The organism is Mesorhizobium newzealandense (assembly GCF_042682145.1).
GTDB lineage: Bacteria > Pseudomonadota > Alphaproteobacteria > Rhizobiales > Rhizobiaceae > Mesorhizobium > Mesorhizobium newzealandense.
On record NZ_JBHUGZ010000014.1, the window covers coordinates 74,373 to 91,107 of the forward strand.

Annotated in this window: 14 protein-coding genes and 1 pseudogene; 4 read left to right on the forward strand and 11 right to left on the reverse strand. The window is 63.8% G+C overall.

Features of this window, described 5'->3' with window-relative positions; translation table 11 throughout:
- Window positions 1-33 precede the first annotated feature (33 nt).
- The 4 genes from ACFSOZ_RS21050 to bcoG are packed head-to-tail and all read right to left on the reverse strand — an operon-like array spanning window position 34 to window position 3,871.
- Window positions 34-1,197 (reverse strand): acyl-CoA dehydrogenase family protein, encoded by a 1,164-nt coding sequence (locus tag ACFSOZ_RS21050; RefSeq protein WP_379101158.1) that lies wholly within the window; start codon window positions 1,195-1,197, stop codon window positions 34-36.
- Between the two features lie 4 nt (window positions 1,198-1,201).
- Window positions 1,202-2,305 carry a carnitine 3-dehydrogenase gene (locus tag ACFSOZ_RS21055; RefSeq protein ID WP_379101160.1) on the reverse strand — a complete coding sequence of 368 codons (1,104 nt, stop codon included), beginning with the start codon at window positions 2,303-2,305 and terminating at the stop codon, window positions 1,202-1,204.
- The gene (locus ACFSOZ_RS21060; RefSeq protein ID WP_379101162.1) at window positions 2,302-2,931 is read right to left on the reverse strand and encodes an HD domain-containing protein; all 630 of its coding nucleotides are present in this window, start codon (window positions 2,929-2,931) and stop codon (window positions 2,302-2,304) included. Before ACFSOZ_RS21060 ends, ACFSOZ_RS21055 begins: the two co-directional genes overlap by 4 nt.
- Window positions 2,932-2,953: 22 nt before the next feature.
- On the reverse strand, window positions 2,954-3,871 hold the full coding sequence (gene bcoG, locus ACFSOZ_RS21065) for a 3-dehydrocarnitine:acetyl-CoA trimethylamine transferase BcoG (RefSeq protein WP_379101163.1): 918 nt from the start codon (window positions 3,869-3,871) through the stop codon (window positions 2,954-2,956).
- A 133-nt stretch (window positions 3,872-4,004) separates the two neighbouring features.
- Here bcoG and ACFSOZ_RS21070 point away from each other — a divergent pair, with 133 nt between their 5' ends.
- Complete coding sequence (locus tag ACFSOZ_RS21070; protein ID WP_379101165.1) at window positions 4,005-4,985, forward strand: GlxA family transcriptional regulator; 981 nt, start codon at window positions 4,005-4,007, stop codon at window positions 4,983-4,985.
- Here ACFSOZ_RS21070 and ACFSOZ_RS21075 read toward each other — a convergent pair.
- From ACFSOZ_RS21075 to xylA, 4 genes are all read right to left on the reverse strand, one after another.
- Complete coding sequence (locus tag ACFSOZ_RS21075; protein ID WP_379101167.1) at window positions 4,966-5,742, reverse strand: TIGR01458 family HAD-type hydrolase; 777 nt, start codon at window positions 5,740-5,742, stop codon at window positions 4,966-4,968. The two genes, ACFSOZ_RS21070 and ACFSOZ_RS21075, sit on opposite strands and share 20 nt — an antisense overlap.
- A 48-nt stretch (window positions 5,743-5,790) precedes the next feature.
- The gene (locus ACFSOZ_RS21080) at window positions 5,791-5,994 is read right to left on the reverse strand and encodes a hypothetical protein (RefSeq protein ID WP_095083103.1); all 204 of its coding nucleotides are present in this window, start codon (window positions 5,992-5,994) and stop codon (window positions 5,791-5,793) included.
- 173 nt (window positions 5,995-6,167) lie between these two features.
- The gene (locus ACFSOZ_RS21085; RefSeq protein ID WP_379101169.1) at window positions 6,168-6,644 is read right to left on the reverse strand and encodes a GNAT family N-acetyltransferase; all 477 of its coding nucleotides are present in this window, start codon (window positions 6,642-6,644) and stop codon (window positions 6,168-6,170) included.
- Between the two features lie 172 nt (window positions 6,645-6,816).
- Window positions 6,817-8,142, reverse strand: a complete 1,326-nt coding sequence (xylA, locus tag ACFSOZ_RS21090; protein ID WP_379101171.1) for a xylose isomerase — start codon at window positions 8,140-8,142, stop codon at window positions 6,817-6,819.
- 113 nt (window positions 8,143-8,255) lie between these two features.
- Here xylA and ACFSOZ_RS21095 point away from each other — a divergent pair, with 113 nt between their 5' ends.
- Complete coding sequence (locus tag ACFSOZ_RS21095) at window positions 8,256-8,618, forward strand: nuclear transport factor 2 family protein (protein WP_379101173.1); 363 nt, start codon at window positions 8,256-8,258, stop codon at window positions 8,616-8,618.
- Window positions 8,619-8,656: 38 nt separating this feature from the next.
- On the opposite strand, the gene xylB is transcribed toward ACFSOZ_RS21095, so the two are convergent.
- Window positions 8,657-10,111 carry a xylulokinase gene (gene xylB, locus ACFSOZ_RS21100; protein WP_379101175.1) on the reverse strand — a complete coding sequence of 485 codons (1,455 nt, stop codon included), beginning with the start codon at window positions 10,109-10,111 and terminating at the stop codon, window positions 8,657-8,659.
- 82 nt (window positions 10,112-10,193) lie between these two features.
- Entirely contained in the window at window positions 10,194-11,519 is a 1,326-nt protein-coding gene (locus tag ACFSOZ_RS21105; RefSeq protein WP_379101177.1) for a tetratricopeptide repeat protein, read from the reverse strand.
- A gap of 226 nt (window positions 11,520-11,745) precedes the next feature.
- Here ACFSOZ_RS21105 and ACFSOZ_RS21110 point away from each other — a divergent pair.
- A pseudogene (locus tag ACFSOZ_RS21110) lies at window positions 11,746-14,612 on the forward strand (autotransporter family protein).
- Window positions 14,613-14,861: 249 nt separating this feature from the next.
- Here the strand turns inward: ACFSOZ_RS21110 and ACFSOZ_RS21115 are convergent.
- A complete protein-coding gene (locus tag ACFSOZ_RS21115) occupies window positions 14,862-15,485 on the reverse strand; it encodes a LysE family translocator (protein WP_111545008.1) in 624 nt (207 codons plus the stop codon).
- A gap of 460 nt (window positions 15,486-15,945) precedes the next feature.
- On the opposite strand from ACFSOZ_RS21115, the gene ACFSOZ_RS21120 reads away from it, so the two are divergent.
- Window positions 15,946-16,713 carry a L,D-transpeptidase gene (locus ACFSOZ_RS21120; protein WP_379101179.1) on the forward strand — a complete coding sequence of 256 codons (768 nt, stop codon included), beginning with the start codon at window positions 15,946-15,948 and terminating at the stop codon, window positions 16,711-16,713.
- Window positions 16,714-16,735 lie beyond the last annotated feature (22 nt).

Below are 16,735 nucleotides of genomic sequence, written 5' to 3' on the forward strand. Positions count from 1 at the left end.
GCAAAAACCGGATACCACTTTTCGGGATCATGCTCAGGCTCCAAACGGGCGCAGCAGCGCCCGTGAAATGATATGGCGCTGTATCTCGGACGTGCCTTCCCAGATACGCTCGACGCGCGCGTCGCGCCAGATGCGCTCCAGCGGCAGGTCGTCCATCAGCCCCATGCCGCCATGGACCTGGATCGCTTCATCGGCGACAAAGGCGAGCATTTCGGTGGCCTTCAGCTTGGCCATGGCCATGTCCTGATCGGTGACGGTGCCCTGATCGTACTTCCAGCCGGCCTCGAACACCATCAGGTCAGCGGCCTTCAGTTCGGTCGCCATGTCGGCGAGCTTGAACGACACGCCCTGGAACTTGCCGATCTGCTGGCCGAACTGCTGACGCTGCGCGGCATATTCGACGGCATGGCCTAGTGCCCGCTCGGCGCGGCCGAGACAGGTCGCACCGACCTGCAGGCGGGTGGCGCCGAGCCAGGAATTGGCGACGTCAAATCCCTTGTGAACCTCGCCAAGGACCTGGCTTGCGGGAAGCCGGCAATCGTCGAATTCGAGGATGGCGTTGGTGTAGCCGCGATGCGAGACGTTGCGATAGCCGTCGCGCACGGCAAAGCCCTTGGTCCCCTTGTCGACGAAGAAGGCGGTGATCTTCTTGCGTTTGCCACGCGGCGAATCCTCCTCGCCCGAGGCCATGAAGACGATGGCGAAGTCGGCGAGATCGGCATGGCTGATGAAATGCTTGGTGCCGTTCAGGACCCAGTCGTCGCCGTCCTGCACGGCGGTCGCCTTCATGCCGCGCAGGTCGGAACCGGCAGCCGGCTCGGTCATCGCCAGGCAGTCCCATTTCTCGCCACGGATGCAAGGGAACAGATATTTTTCGCGCTGCTCCGGCGTTCCGGCCAAAAGGATGTTGGAGGGCCGCGCCACGCAGGTCCAGTGCAGGGCATAGTTGGCGCGGCCGAGTTCCTTTTCGTAGAGCAGCCAAGTCACCGTATCCAAGCCCGCGCCACCGACGTCCGCCGGCATGTTGGCGGCGTACAGGCCGGCTTCGATCGCCTTGGCCTTGATCTCCTCGATCAGCTCGCGGCGCAGCACGCCGGTGCGTTCCACCTCGCGTTCATGCGGGTAAAGCTCGTTCTCGACGAAGGCACGCGTCGTCTCGACAATGAGCTTCTGTTCCTCCGACAGCCCGAAATCCATGGTCTCAGCCTTTCTTCTTGCCGGTTTTTTTCTTCGGCTTTTCGGCTTTCTTCACCGGCTTGCTCGCCTTGGCCTTCTCGGCCGCCTTGGAGGCGGTCGGCTTCTTGGCCGCCAGCTTGGCCAGTTGCTTGGTGTAGTCCTTGTGCAGGGCACCGGCGCCCCAGCCCTTGCCTTTGTTCTGTTTCGACAGCGCGTCCATGATGGCGACCAGATTGTCGTCGCGGATCTTTTCCAGTTCGCGGATCGACAGGCCATGCGCCTGGTCGTCGGACTGCGTGGCGATCAGGTCGACCAGCTCGTCGTTGAACTCCGGCACATCCATCAGCTTGGTCCATGGCCACTTCAGGCACGGACCGAACTGCGCCATGAAGTGGCGCATGCCGGCCTCGCCGCCGGCGACGCGATAGACCTGGAACATGCCCATCTGCGCCCAGCGCAGGCCGAAGCCGTAGCGCATGATGTCGTCGAGTTCCTCGACCGTGCAGATGCCGTCCTTGATCAGCCACAGCGCCTCGCGCCATGCGGCTTCGAGCAGGCGGTCGCCGACGAAAGCCTCGATCTCCTTGCGGATGACGACAGGCTTCATGCCGATCGAGGCATAGATCTCCTTGGCGACCTCGATCGCCTCGGGAAAGGTCTGCTCGCCGCCGACGATCTCGACCAGCGGCAGGAGATAGACCGGGTTGAACGGATGGCCGACGACCAGCCGCTCCGGATGCTTCTTCATCGCCACCTGCATGTCTGTCGGCTTGATGCCGGAGGTCGACGAACCGACAATGGCGTTGGCCGGCGCATGGGCGTCGATCTCGGCCAGCACGCGGTGCTTGAGATCGAGCCGTTCCGGCACGCTCTCCTGGATGAAGTCGGCATCGGCCACCGCCTCGGCGATGGTCTTGGCAAAGGTCAGCTTGCCCTCTTTCGGCAGGCCGCCAGGCACCATCTGCTTGTAGGCGCGGCGCGCGCCCTTCATCACTTCGCTGACCTTGCGCGACGCCTCGGGATCGGGGTCGAAGATCGACACGTCGATGCCGTTGAGCAGCAGCCGCGCCACCCAGCCGGCGCCGATGACACCGCCACCGATGGCGGCTGCCTTGTTGATGATGCTCATGCGGAAGCTCCGGTTCTTGTCGTGGCGGTTGTGGGATCGATGAGGGGCACGCGCTCGCCGGCGCGGATCACAGTAGGGTCGTAGGCCTTGCGGGCAAAGACTTCGAGCACGAAGGGCCGGAAGAATTCGATCGGCAGCGTGTCATAGTCGGGGTCGAAGCTCGACTGGTCCCAGCGCTCGCAGAACTGGTCGCAGTCGCCGAAATAGGCGTGGCCGGCGAAGCGGTCGCGGGCATGGCGGTTGCCGCCGAGGTGATGGGCATAATAGAGCCGCTGGAAGTCGCCATGCTTCTCCACCACCCAGGTGCATTGCTCGCGCACGAAGGGCTTCAGGATTGAAGCCGCATACTCATCGTGATTGTAGGGTGCGTAGATGTCGCCGATGTCGTGCAAAAGCGCGCAGGCGATCCAGTCGGTGTCGGCGCCATCGCGCCAGGCGCGCGTCGCCGCCTGCAGCGAATGGCCGAGCCGGGTGATCTTGTAGCCGGACAGGCCCTCATCGAGTTGGACCAGCGCGGCGAGCAGCCGCTCGCCGGTCCGAGCCGCGTAGTCGATTTCATGCGCGGTCAGGAACTCGTAGTCGTCCCGGTCGCCATCCTTCATCGCGGTGAATTTTACTGTTGCCATGCCGACCTCCCAGCACTTCGGCCTAAGCGGCGATGGGCGCCCGCTTGGTCAGGTTCAGCTTCTTGCGCACTTCCTCGGGTCCAAGGATCCTGGCGCCCAGATTGGTGACGATGCTGGCGGCACGCTCGACCAATTGCGCATTGGTCGCCAGCACGCCCTTGTCGAGCCACAGATTGTCTTCCAGCCCGACGCGGACATTGCCGCCGGCCAGCACTGCGGCGGCGGCATAGGCCATCTGGTTGCGGCCGATGGCGAAGGCCGACCAGTTCCAGGTCGACGGCACATTGTTGACCATCGCCATGAAGGTGTTGAGGTCGTCAGGCGCCCCCCACGGCACGCCCATGCAGAGCTGCACCAAGGCATCCGGGTTGAGCACCTTTTCCTCGACCAGCTGCTTGGCGAACCACAAATGGCCGGTGTCGAAGGCCTCGATCTCCGGCTTGACGCCGAGTGCCGTCATCATGCCGCCCATGGCCCGCAGCATGCCCGGCGTGTTGGTCATGACATAGTCGGCTTCGGCAAAATTCATGGTGCCGCAGTCGAGCGTGCAGATTTCCGGCAGGCACTGGCGCACATGTTCCATGCGGTTGGTGGCGCCGCCCATGTCGGTGCCTTTTTCATTCAGCGGCAGCGGCGCTTCCGGCGAGCCGAACACCATGTCGCCGCCCATGCCGGCGGTCAGGTTCAGGATGACGTCGACGTCTGCCGCGCGGATGCGCTCGGTCACCTCGCGGTAGAGATGCACGTCGCGCCTGGGCTTGCCGGTTTCGGGCTCACGGACATGGCAGTGGACGATCGCGGCACCCGCCTTGGCCGCATCGATCGCCGAATCGGCGATCTGCTTGGGCGAACGCGGCACATGCGGGCTGCGATCCTGCGAACCGCCGGAACCGGTCACGGCACAGGTAATGAAAACCTCACGGTTCATCGCAAGCGGCATCGAAATCCTCCCAATCAAGATTGCCACGCATGTCGCCCAAAAGTGGGAACCGGTTTGGGACAACGACATGCACAAGAGCTGCCCCAACAATGCCTGACTTGTCGGAAACTGTTTTGCGTTTTACGAAGGGCATATGATCAAAAGCGAAAAACCAACGATCTTTCGCGCCGAGCGCTCGCCGCTCAAGGTGACGCTGCTGGTGTTTTCCGGCTCGTCCATCATGTGTGTGGCGTCGGCCGTTGATCCCTTGCGCGCCGCCAACCGCATCTCCGGCGAGACCCTGTTCGATTTCAGGCTGGTCTCGGTAACTGGCGAGGCTCCGGTCACCACCTGCGGCCTGCCGGTGGCGGTCAGTGGCAGGTTCGACGCGGCTGAGCCAACCGACGTTCTTGTCGTCGTCGCCGGTTTCGGCACCCAGAATTACGCGACATCGGCGCTGCTTTCAGGCTTGCGGCGCGCCGCACGGACGGCGCGCGCTTGCGGCGGCGTCGAGGCCGGCACCTGGCTGGTGGCGCGGGCCGGCCTGCTGGAAGGGCGCAGCGCCACCACCCATTGGGAAGACATGGAGGATTTTTCGTCGGCCTTCCCCGGCGTCGATGTCCGCCCGGATCGCTATGTCATCGATGGGCCGGTCTTCACCTCGGGCGGTGCCTCGCCGACCTTCGACCTGATGCTGCATCTCATTCGCACCCGCCTTGGCATGGCGGTGGCGCTCGATGTCGCCAGCGTCTTCATCTACGACCAGGCACGCGCCGCCACCGACGCGCAGCCTCTGGTCTCGCTCGGCCGGCTCGACGGCTACGATCCGCGGCTGGCGCAAGCCATCCGATTGATGGAATCGCATGTCGACCAGCCGCTGACCATAGAAGCGGTGGCAAAGCGCGCCGGCGTGACGGCGCGGACGCTGGAGAGCATCTTTCGCAAATCGATCGGCGAGACGCCGGGTGCCTATTATCTCAGGCTTCGCCTTGGTGCAGCCCGCAGGCTGGTGGTCGATACGCGGGTGGCGATGGCCGATATTGCCGGGCGGACCGGATTTTCGTCCGCCGCCGCGTTTTCCAGAGCGTTTTCGAGAGCTTTTGGCGAGGCGCCAGTCAGACTACGGCGCGGTTAGTGAGTATCCAGTCGGTCGCAGCGGCGAGGTCATCTACCACAGCCGTGGGGGCCGGACTGAAACGTGTTTCGTCGTTTGGACGATACTTGCCTGTCCGCACAAGCAGCGCCGCACCAAGCCCGGCGCGCAGCGCGCCGGCGACATCGCTCTCGGCATCGTCGCCGACCATGACCGCATCGGCGGCCGAGCAGTTCATATTGGCAAGCGCCGAAAGAAAGAAGTCCGGTGACGGCTTGCCGAGCACGACAGGGCTTCGGCCACTGGCGAATTCGAGGGCGGCAACGAAGGCGCCCGTGTCGAGGCTGAGCAGACCGTCTGCATCCTTGAAGGTGCGATTGGTGGCGAGCGCCACAAAATCGGCGCCGGCCACCAGCTCGCGGAACGCCCGGTTGAGCCTGGCATGATCGAAGGCTTCGCCTGCATCTCCGACGATGACGGCCCGCCCATTTGCGCCGTCCAGTCCGGAAAACTCAGGCTCCAGGTTGGGGTGGACGAGCAGATGCGGTGTGAGGCCGTGCCTGCGCAGCCATTCAACGGCGGCACGCGCCGGCGTCAGCAATTCCTCTTCTCCAACCTCGACGCCGAAGGCGGTAAGTTGCGCGATGATTGCCTTGTGTGGTGAGCGAGTTGTGTTGCTGACAAAGCGGAGCGGCAAGCCCGCATTGCGTAGGCGCTCGGTTGCCGAGACAGCGCCCGCTATCGGGGTGTCGCCATTGTAGACGACACCCAAAAGGTCCAGAAGCACCGCGCGTACCATCGGTGAAGGATGACGAAACAGCCTCCGTTCGTCAAACCACAGGGACCATCAAGCGACATCGCGGCTTTCGTGGACAATGCGCGAGCGCATGCTCTTGGCCAGCACCGTTTCAAGTCGCGCTGCAACCGCGCGATCCCATTCGTTTGTGCGCTGCGTGCCGTCTTTCGGATGCGGCATTGCCATCAACCGGTCGATGATCGATCCGGCCTCGCCAGGTGAGAGCAGGGCGTCGATTTCACGTTCGTTTTGCATATCGGTTCGCCTCCTTCTTCCTCTCCGCCACGAGCCAGTCTTATACGAGATACGTGACGGCTGTTTGAAGGCAAGAGCGAGGTTATTGAGGGGCGGCAAAGGGCAAAACCGTGTCGTCGGAGCCGGCCTTGCGCAAAGCCGTTCCCGCGCCTGGCCAGGCCGGGTCGGAGCTTCTACAGCCGCTTCTCGAACAGCACGGTGGTGAAACCGCTGTCCCATTCGTCGTCGGGGTAGCGATCCCTCTCGACATAGCCGACCGCTCTGTAGAGCGTCTGGCTGCGCAGGTTGAACGTGTCGGTTTCCAGCCGCGCCTGCCCAAATCCGGCAGTGCCGATCGCCCGTTCGGCATGGGAAAGCAGCTTGCGGCCGACGCCTTGCCCCTGGCGCGACGCTATCACATGTAGGGCTTCGATGAAGTCTGCGCGCCAATGGATCAGCCCGGCGACGTCGCCGTCGATCTCGGCAACGGCAAATTCCGGCCAGCTCTGGTCGACATAGCGACCGCCAGTATCCGATTCGATGTAGCGCTGCGCCGATTCGTCAGTGATGTGCGGCAGCCATGTGCCTTCGAACGTTTCCTGCAGCACCCGCTTCAACGCCGGGATATCGCTTGCATGCGCCCGACGCACGATGAATCGATCCTCTGCCACTTTCGTCTCCTGCCAGCCGCCGCGTGGCCTTTTCGGCGGCGCGGCACCTTGAACTCGCGCAGGCTGACAAAGACGTGCGATCTTGGCGGCCTGCGCGAAGTGGCTGACTAGCAGAAGGCTCTTGCCGCGGCTTTCAGCCAGAGGTGGTGGATGTCGGTCCAGGGATCGGGTTTCACACGTACCGGTTGACGATGTTTTCCAGCAGTTCTTGGCGGCCCGACCTTGGCTGCGGCTCGATCTTCTTCTTGACCACGCGCTCGGCGATGTCTTCCAGCATGCGCTTTCCGGCAAGCATCGCCTTGCCTTCGGCAGTGCTCCAACCGGCATAACGCTCGGCCAGCGGACCCGACAGCGCCTTGTCCTCGACCATGCGGGCCGCGGCCTTCAGGCCACGTGCACAGGAATCCATGCCGCCGATATGACCGATTAGCAGATCCTGCGGATCGAGCGACTGGCGGCGCAGCTTGGCGTCGAAATTGGTGCCGCCGGTCTTGAAGCCGCCGGCCTGCAGAACCTGATAATAGGCCAGCGCCATTTCCGGCACGTTGTTGGGGAACTGGTCGGTGTCCCAACCCGACTGGTAGTCGTTGCGGTTCATGTCGATCGAACCGAAGACGCCGAGCGCATTGGCCAGCGCCAGTTCGTGCTCGAAGGAATGGCCGGCCAGGATGGCGTGGCCCTGCTCGATGTTGAGCTTGACCTCCTTCTCCAGTCCGAAGCGCTTGAGGAAGCCGTAGACGGTGGCGACATCGTAGTCGTACTGGTGTTTTGTCGGCTCCTGCGGCTTCGGCTCGATCAGGATGGTGCCCTTGAAACCAATCTTGTGCTTGTAGTCGACGACGAGGCTGAGGAACCGGCCCGCCTGTTCCTGCTCACGCGCAAGGTCGGTGTTGAGCAGCGTCTCATAGCCCTCGCGCCCGCCCCACAGCACATAGTTCTCGCCCTTCAGCCGCTTGGTGACGTCGATGCAGTGCTTCACCGTGGCCGCCGCATAGGCAAAGACATCCGGATCGGGATTGGTGGCCGCCCCCGACATGAAGCGGCGATTGGAGAACAGATTGGCCGTGCCCCACAAAAGCTTAACGCCGGTCTGCTTCATTTTTCCGGCGAAGTAGTCGGCGATCTCATCGAGGCGCGCTGCGCTTTCGGAAAAATCCTTGCCCTCTGGCCGCACGTCGGCGTCGTGGAAGCAGAAATAGGGTGCGCCGAGCAGCGAGAACATTTCGAAGGCGACATCGGCCTTCAGCTTTGCCAGCTCCATCGTGTCGGTGCCGCCCGCCTTCGGGAACCACGGCCGGTCGAAGGTCTGGCCGCCGAAAGGATCGCCACCCGGCCAGGCGAAGGAATGCCAGTAGGCGACGGCAAAGCGCAGATGATCTTCCAGCCGCTTGCCGGCCACCACCTCATCGGGATTGTAGAACCGGTAGGCCAGCGGATTGGTCGAATCCGGCCCCTCGTATTTGATCTCTTTGATGTCGCCGAAAAAACCGCTGCTCATGATCTTTGTCCTCTTTCGAATAGATCGCCCTGATTACCTCAGGCGTAATTGGTTTCGCTCTTCCGCTGGCCGAAAAGGCTCATGTCAAAACCGTCAAACGAAGGAGACAGACCATGACCGACCTCAACACGATTGCCAAAAACTACATCATCGCCTGGAACGAGAGCGACGCGGAACGCCGGGCCGAATTGCTCAAGGCGACCTTCACCGAGGACGTAAGCTATCGCGATCCGCTGATGCAGGGCGACGGCCATGAAGGGGTCGCGGCTCTGATTGACGGCGTGCAGCAGCGTTTCGCCGGCTTCCGGTTCTCGCTGAAGGGCACGCCGGACGGTTTTGCCGACAAGATCCGCTTCTCGTGGAATCTCGGCCCGGAGGGCACTCCCTCGATCATCGAAGGCACCGACATCGGCATCATCGAGAACGGTCGCCTCAAGAGCGTTACCGGCTTTCTCGACAAGGTGCCGGCACAATAACGCCGTCCTGATGGGCCGCGACGAGGGTGGGAAACCGCTCACGCCGTGGCTCCTTTGATGGCCGGATACAGCGCCCGGTAGCGTTGATAGGCATCCGCATAGGCGCCGCCCAGGGCTGCGTCCGGTTCGATCGTCGCATCGGTTGCTGGTGCCGTGCAGATGCTGAGCGGATCCGCACCCGTCGCCGCGATCAGGCCAAGCCGGGCCGCGCCGAAGGCGGCGCCGAAATCGCCGTCGGCGGGAATGTAGACGGGCAGGCCAAGGGCGGTGGCGATCGCTTTCAGCCAGTAGCGCGAGCGCGAACCGCCGCCGATCGCCGTCACCCGCGTCAAGGTCGTGCCGGCTGTGGCCAAGGCTTCGAGGCTGTCACGGAAGGCAAAGGCGACGCCTTCGAGCACGGCCTGCGTCAGCACGGCGCGGCTCGATTCATGTGCCAAGCCTGTGAACGCGCCACGAATGGCGGAATCATTGTAAGGCGTGCGCTCGCCCGAGAGATAAGGCAGGAAGGACACGCCGCTCGGGGCCTTCAGCGTATCGCCGAGTTCGGCGGTCAGTTCGCCGGCGCCTTTGCCCGTGATCTCCGCCAGCCAGTTCAGTGAATCGGTCGCCGACAGGATGACGCCCATCTGATGCCAGGTGTTCGGGAGCGCGTGGCAGAAGGTGTGGACGGCGCTTGCCGGGTTGGGCAGGTAGGAAGCATTGGCGGCAAACAGCACGCCCGAGGTGCCGAGCGAGACGAAGGCGTGGCCCGCGCCCACCGTGCCCATGCCGCAGGCTGACGCGGCATTGTCGCCGGCGCCGCCGGCGATCGGGATGCCGGCCGGCATGCCCCATTTTGCGGCAAGTTCGGCGCGCAAGGCGCCGGCCTTCTCGGTGCCCTCGACCAACGACGGCATCTGCTTTTCATCGAGCGATGTCGCGGCGAGCAGGTCTGCGCTCCAGTGCCGCTTGCCGACATCGAGCCAGGAGGTGCCGGCCGAATCCGACATTTCCGAAATGTGTTCGCCCGAAAGCCAGAGCCGCAGGAAATCCTTCGGCAGCAGCACTTTTGCGACCTTGGCGAAGACAGCGGGCTCGTTGTTCTTCACCCAGGCAAGCTTCGGCGCGGTGAAGCCGGGAAACACGATGTTGCCGGTCAACTGGCGAAAGCGTGGGTCGGCGTCAAGTGCGGCCGCCTCGGCATGGCTGCGCGTGTCGTTCCACAGGATGCAGGCCCGCAGCACCTTGTCGGCGGAATCGAGCAGGGTCGCGCCATGCATTTGACCCGACAGGCCGATGCCTTTCACGGCGGCAAGCTGCCCTGGATGGGAAGCCTTCAGTTCGGCGATTGCTTCTTCGCAGGCGCGTATCCAGTGAGACGGATCTTGTTCCGACCAGCCCGGATGCGGCCGCGATACGTCGAGCGATGCATGGCCGGAGCCGATGACGGTCTGGCCGGCATCGATCAGCAGCGCCTTGACGCCCGACGTGCCCAGATCGAGGCCGAGATACATGTTTTCCTCCCCATGCCATTAATTTTTTCGGATCTCGAAAAAATCTGGCTTGGCCAGTTTTTAAGACAAGATCCGCTTCGGGTCAATTCTCTGACAAATCAGCGGCGCGTCGCGAAAGCAGCGCTGACAGCGGACTGTCGGGACGCGCCATCGAACGTTCTGCCGCAAGCGCCCTGGCCAGCCCACCGTCACCGGCCCGCAGGGCAGCTTCGATCAGTGTCAGGTCGATGACGTCGCGCTGGGCATGGCTGCCGCCGAAACGATGGGCGATCGCTCGGATCGGCCGGATCAGGCGAACGGTCTCGGCATAGTTCCCGGCGCCGAATGCCTTGATGGCGAGCGTCAGCGGATGGCCGACATCCCGGGTGAAAACGGCGTTGTCGTCGCTGCCGCGCATGGCCTCGCGCTGTGCCTCTAGAAGGATTTGGGCAGGCGCGTCGAGCCCGGCGCCGACAAAGGCCATCATCGCGTGGGCATCGTTGAAGGCATAATTGCCGGCGCCGGCCTTGGGGGCCCAGTTGGCGGCGAGCGCTGCCCAGCGGTCGCTGGCATCGGCGCCGCCGAGATAGAGCCGCCACAGGATCGCCGAGGCATCGACCATGTTGAGCGCCAGTGCCGATCGCTCGCCATAGATCGGGCCGTCATAGAGTGACAGCACCTCGTCGGCCTCGCCGAGGTCATAGTGGAACAGCGCCAGGTGCCACCAATTGTGCACTTTGAGGAAGCTCTCCTTCGTCCATGCTTCGGGATTGGCGCGCATCCAGGCAATGCCGTCGCTTTGCCGGCTTTGCATCTCCATGACATGGGCGACGGCATGCTGGGCCCAGCCGTCGCGCGGCTCCAGATCGACCGCGGCGCGGCCAAGCTTCTCGGCTCGTGCATAGTCACCCATCTCCTCCAACCCGAAAGCCTGCATGCCGAGGATGGCGTGGTAGCCCGGCATGCCGCTTTGCCAGGATGGCAGGGCGCCGGCGATGCGGTCGCGCAGCATGCGGGCATTGCCTGTGAAAAAATCGATCTGATGCCCGGTCTGCAGCGCCACCGCGTCAAGCGGGAAGTCGATGCCGATATCCGTGAGAATGCCGCCGGCATGATGCCAGCGCCCGTTGGCGAGATGACCAAGGGCTGTGACATGCGCCTGCTCGCGCGTGGTCGCGGCAAGCGGCAGTGCCGCCTCATGGCAAGCCTTGGCCACGGCCGTCGCCTCTCGCTCGGTGGCGAGGCCGAAGAGATAACCCTTGAAGACATGCGCCATGACGAAGCCGGGATCTTCCGCAATGGCGCGGTCGACGGAGGCTACGGGATCGCCGATAAAGCACTGCAGTTCTCGTACAGCCTGGCTGTAGGGCGTGAACCCCGCCTCCGTTGCGCCCGACAGTGTCAGGCCGAATTCGTCCCTGATTGCCATGCAATGTCCTCCGATCGAGCCGCGATGGGCCCTCGATCCTTCGGCCCAGCGCGATCCTAAAGCATGGGCCACAGACACGCCAACCACGCACTGTGCTGTTCTATTCCAGTGGGTTTTGCAGTTTATCAACCATGAGGCACAGATTAGCCTTTGTAAAATCGAACGAATTGTGGCTTCATTACGGCGCGGGCAAAGGGCTTGAAATCGCGATCTGAGAGGGGACGCGATGCGGCACTTAGAAATGAAGCTTCCAAACAGATGTTTGGAAGACATGTGTGAAACGATTGCTTTGCTGCAGCGAAGGCCTCGCCAGATACATCCATGGTTTATTAGCGTTCTTGCAACTACGGCGCTGGCGTTTCTGCCCAATTCCGCGGCCTTCGCCGCATGCGTACTCGTTCCGTCTCCCGGAAACGACACCTTCACGTGCGACAGCGGGGATTCGGGCGGCAGCCTCACCGACAATGGCGGCGACAACGCGCTGAATTTTCCCGCCGGCGGGACCGGGCAGATATCAGGCAATGTCACCTTTGGCGTCGGCACGGACCGCATCGACATGCAGTCCGGCACCATCACCGGCACCGTCGATCAGGGCGGCGGCACGGATTTCTTCACCATTGGCGCCGGCACCGTCGCCGGCAATGTCCAGCAAGGCGCCGGTATCGACGACTTCAACATGAGTGGCGGCCAGGTAGGTTCGCTCAACCAGGGCGACGGCCTCGACACCTTCACCTGACGGGTGGGCGCATCGTCGATTTCTTCGACGATGGCGACCGTGCTGTCATGACCGGCGGCCGCATCGGCCGCGTCAACATGAAACTCGACAAGAACTATTTCAACATGTCGGGCGGCACCATCGACCGCAACCTTGTCACCGGCTTCGACCAGGACACGATCATCCTGTCGGGCGGTACCATTGGCGGCAACATCAGCGTCAGCGGCGGCAATGACAGCGTCACGGTCACCGGCGTCACGGTCGGTGGCGATATCCTGATGAGCTTTGGCGTCGACAGCTTCGTCTGGAACGATGGCGGCATCATATACGGTGCTGTCGATCTCGGCGGCGACAACGACACCGCCAGGCTGAGCAACCTCACCAACGCCAATCTCGGCGCCACGGATACAATAACCGGGGGCCTCGGCACCGACGCGCTGACCCTCGACAACGTCAAGCTCGACGGCATCAGCCGGCTGCAGAACTGGGAAAGCATCGGCGCCAGCAACGATACCGAGCTGACGCTGGACGGCAATCTGGTGCTTGGCGACAGCGGCACCGGCACCGGCGCACTCAGCGTCGACGCCTCGAGCACGCTGTTTGGCGGCGGCGGCTTCAACGCCTCGATCCAGGCCTTTACGGCAGGCCAGTTGGCGCAGGTCACCAATGCCGGACGCATCGACCTGACCAATGGCGGCTCCGGCGCGACCGACCGTCTGACGATTTCCGGCAACTATACCGGCATCGGTGGCCTGCTGTTCATCCAGACCGAGCTTGGCGATGATTCCTCCGCATCCGACAGGCTGGTGCTGTCGGGCGGGACGGCGTCCGGCTCGACCGGCATCTCGGTGATCAATCTCGGCGGCGCCGGCGCCGAGACCACGCAGGACGGCATCATGGTCGTCCAGGCGGTCAACGGCGCCACCTCCGGCGCCACCACTTTCGCCCTCGACACGCAGGTCGCCGCCGGTGCCTTCGAATATTATCTGTTCAAGGGCGGCGTCAGCGCCGGCAGCGCCGGCAGTGAAGAGAACTGGTATCTGCGCTCGACAGTGACGCCGCCGACCCCGCCGGCACCGGCACCGGCGCCGCCGGCGGTCGAACCGACGCCGCCGCCGGAACCTGAACCGCCTGCGGTCGAGCCGCCGCCGCCGCCGGCGTCCGCGCTGCCGCCGACGCCGCCGCCGACCGAGGGCGACATCAACACCCCACCGGTCGACCCGACGCCGCCGGTGCAGGCCAGCGATCCGGAACCGGCGCCGCCGCCTCCGCCGCAAGCGGCGCCGCCGGCGGACCCACCACCGCCCCCGCCGGTGGTGCCAACCGCAGCGCCCGCTCTTCCAGTGCCGACGCCGCCTGTTGGCCCGCCGCCTGTGCAGCCGGCGCCGCCAACACCAGGAGCGACCGCGGTGCAAGCAGCTGAGATCCCGCTCTATCGCATCGAGGTCCCGGTCTATTCGGCCTTGCCGCCGGTGGCAGAGCATCTGGCGATGACGACGCTCGGCACCTTCCATGAACGGCGTGGCGAGCAGAGTCTGTTGTCGGACACCGAGCTGTCGCCGGTCTGGGGCCGCGTTTTCGGCCAGGACACTGAGATGGGCTGGACGGGAACGGTGTCGCCGTCCTTCGATGGCACTCTGTTCGGCTTCCAGGCGGGTTTCGACCTGTTCGGCCGCGAGACGGCGTCAGGCCAGATCGATCGCGCCGGCCTGTTCGTCGCCTATGCCATCATGAAAGGTGACGTGCGCGGCCAAGCACTGGGATGGAACAATCTGTCCGTCGGCAGCATCGATCTCGACGGCACCAGCGTCGGCGGCTACTGGACCCGTATTGGCCAGGGCGGCTGGTACCTGGACGGCGTCGTCATGGCCACCTTCTTCGGCGGCAACGCAACCTCTTCGCGCGACGTCGGCATCGACGTCGACGGCACCGGCGTCACCGCTTCGCTGGAGGGCGGCTATACCATTGCGCTGGCGCAAGGTTGGACGCTTGAACCGCAGGCGCAACTGGTCTGGCAGCATTTGTCGCTCGACGACACCACGGACCGCTTCTCGTCGATTTCCTTCGATCCCGACGACAGCGTCGCCGGCCGGCTGGGCGTGCGGCTGCAGGGCGAGACTGTTATCAACGGCACGGCGCTGCAGCCTTACCTCAAAGCCAATATCTGGCATGATTTCGGCGGCACCAGCCACGTCAATTTCGACACCACCGACATCTCGACTGAGGGCGGATCGACCTCGTTCGAGTTCGGCGGCGGCCTCGTTGCCAAGGTGACGGACAAGGTCAGCATCTTCGCCACCGGCGATTACACCACCAATCTCGGCGGCGACAAGCGCCGCATTCTCGAGGGCAATCTCGGCGTCAGCGTCAAATGGTGAGCAGGCCAAGATCTTCAGGTGACGCCGATTTGCGACGGCTGTATTCGTGCAGACCGCCGAAGTTTTCGCCGCCTCTCATCGCCCAGCCGGCCGTGCCCTCGGAGCTCTTCTTGCGACGCTGGTGATTGGCGAAATCGTCGACGAGCGCGCCTTTCTCCCCGTCCCTTCACGGGGAAAAGATGGCGGTAGCCAGATGAGCGGCAGCGCCAGCGCCTAACCCTGACCGCCGGTGTTCAGTTCTGAAAACCCTCAATTGCCCGAACGCATCGCCACCGTGGCGATGCCGGCGCCGACCAGCAGCGTGCCACCGGTGCGGTTGAAGATGCGGATCGCCTTGGGATTGCGCACGACGTTGCGGGCGCGCGCCGCGATCAGCGCATAGCCGAAGGCATTGGCGAAGGCGAGTGCCAGGAAGGTCGTCTCGAAGATCAGCATCTGCGTCCAGAAATCGGCGTGCCGGTCGAGGAACTGCGGCAGGAAGGCGACGAAGAAGGTGATGCTTTTCGGGTTGAGCGCGGTGACCAGCCAGGCATGAGCCATCATCTTTGCAGACGACACCGCGTCGGTACGCGGTTCGGCTTTCAGCGCCCCACCGGCGCGAAACAGTTTCACGCCGAGATAGATCAGATAGCCGGCGCCGATCAGCTTCAGGATGGTGAAGACGGTCGCCGAAGCGGCCAGCAGCGCGCCGATGCCCAGCATCGACAATGTCATCGCGGTGAAGTCGCCCAGCGCCACGCCGACAGCCATCGGCAGGGCGGTGCGCCAGCCCTGGCCCAGTGCGTAGGACACGACCAGAAGGATGGTCGGACCCGGAATGATGAGAAGGATTGTCGATGCGGCAGCGAAGGCGGCCCAGTTTTCGAAGGACATGCTCGTCTCCTTTGAGCGTAAAGAAGAGGATAAATCCTTGGCGCCGGGAGAATGTAAAGGGGCGATTTCCCTAATTTCGCCAACGGCAGATCGGTGTCAGTTCGCTCCGCTCAGCGTGCTCACGATATCGGCCAGGCTGACATTGGCGCCGAGAACGATTGCCGCAGCGACAATGGCCGCGGCAAAAAGCTTGATGTCGGTTTTTTAAGGTCTTGCACATGGATCCCCCTCGGTAGCTGCCTGAGAGGGGTAGGAAACGCCGGCGCCTTGAATATGACCCGACGGAAGTCTTTTTGTGCTGCAGCGCTTTGGTCGACGGCCGGGCGGCAGGTCGAACGCCAGCAAGGCAACGCGCAAACGCAGGCAGTACAAGGCCTTCACGCTTTATCAACCATGAATGATGAAAATGCGTTCCATCCGGCCGGACTGTGCTTCCCGCCGACAGCGTAGGGTTGGGTATATGCGTGAGTTGCCGCCAGGTCTGACGCCGCCGCGAAACGGCGACGCAATCGAAACCGATCATCAACTTTCCCGCCGCGCCATCCTGTCCGGGGCAGGGGCGCTGGCGCTGCTCGGCGCCGCCGGTTGTTCGACCTCGGGCGGCGGCCTGCCGGCGCTGGAACTCGACGACACGGTCACCAGTTCATTGCGGCCTATCCGGCCGAGCATCAGCGTCGACAAGCACATCACCAGCCCGGACCTTATGTATGCCTCGCTGACGGATGGCGGCTTCAACGTGCCGGAAGTGCCCTATCTCAAGGTCAAGCCGGAATTCCGCCGCCAGATCGTCGTCGACACGACGGGCGAGGCGCCCGGCACCATCGTCGTCCATCTGCAGGAGCGCATGCTCTATCTCGTCCAGCCGGGTGGTGATGCCATCCGCTACGGCGTCGGCATCGGCAAGGACGGTTTCCGCTGGTCCGGCCGCGCCAACATCCAGTACGGCAGGGAATGGCCGACCTGGACACCGCCGCCCGAGATGATCGCCCGCAAGCCGGAACTGGTGAAATGGCAGGCCGGCCAGCCCGGCGGCCTCACCAACCCGCTTGGTGCCCGCGCGCTCTACATCTACCAGGACGGCAAGGACACCGGCTATCGCATCCATGGTTCGCCCGAATGGTGGAGCATCGGCCAGGCGATGTCGTCGGGCTGCGTGCGCCTTATCAACCAGGACATCATCGACCTCTACAGCCGCGTCACCAAGAAGAACCCGGTCGTCGTCGTCTGATCGTGGCCGCGGTGCGGCCACC

What these genes read in the sequence shown, in the direction of transcription:
- ACFSOZ_RS21060 (WP_379101162.1), bottom strand. Translation starts at nt 2,931, where the DNA reads ATGGCAACAGTAAAATTCACCGCGATGAAGGATGGCGACCGGGACGAC.
- xylB (WP_379101175.1), bottom strand. Translation starts at nt 10,111, where the DNA reads ATGTATCTCGGCCTCGATCTGGGCACGTCGGGCGTCAAGGCGCTGCTG.
- ACFSOZ_RS21115 (WP_111545008.1), bottom strand. Translation starts at nt 15,485, where the DNA reads ATGTCCTTCGAAAACTGGGCCGCCTTCGCTGCCGCATCGACAATCCTT.
- ACFSOZ_RS21075 (WP_379101167.1), bottom strand. Translation starts at nt 5,742, where the DNA reads ATGGTACGCGCGGTGCTTCTGGACCTTTTGGGTGTCGTCTACAATGGC.
- ACFSOZ_RS21055 (WP_379101160.1), bottom strand. Translation starts at nt 2,305, where the DNA reads ATGAGCATCATCAACAAGGCAGCCGCCATCGGTGGCGGTGTCATCGGC.
- ACFSOZ_RS21050 (WP_379101158.1), bottom strand. Translation starts at nt 1,197, where the DNA reads ATGGATTTCGGGCTGTCGGAGGAACAGAAGCTCATTGTCGAGACGACG.
- ACFSOZ_RS21095 (WP_379101173.1), top strand. Translation starts at nt 8,256, where the DNA reads ATGACCGACCTCAACACGATTGCCAAAAACTACATCATCGCCTGGAAC.
- ACFSOZ_RS21120 (WP_379101179.1), top strand. Translation starts at nt 15,946, where the DNA reads ATGCGTGAGTTGCCGCCAGGTCTGACGCCGCCGCGAAACGGCGACGCA.
- xylA (WP_379101171.1), bottom strand. Translation starts at nt 8,142, where the DNA reads ATGAGCAGCGGTTTTTTCGGCGACATCAAAGAGATCAAATACGAGGGG.
- ACFSOZ_RS21080 (WP_095083103.1), bottom strand. Translation starts at nt 5,994, where the DNA reads ATGCAAAACGAACGTGAAATCGACGCCCTGCTCTCACCTGGCGAGGCC.
- bcoG (WP_379101163.1), bottom strand. Translation starts at nt 3,871, where the DNA reads ATGCCGCTTGCGATGAACCGTGAGGTTTTCATTACCTGTGCCGTGACC.
- ACFSOZ_RS21070 (WP_379101165.1), top strand. Translation starts at nt 4,005, where the DNA reads ATGATCAAAAGCGAAAAACCAACGATCTTTCGCGCCGAGCGCTCGCCG.
- ACFSOZ_RS21105 (WP_379101177.1), bottom strand. Translation starts at nt 11,519, where the DNA reads ATGGCAATCAGGGACGAATTCGGCCTGACACTGTCGGGCGCAACGGAG.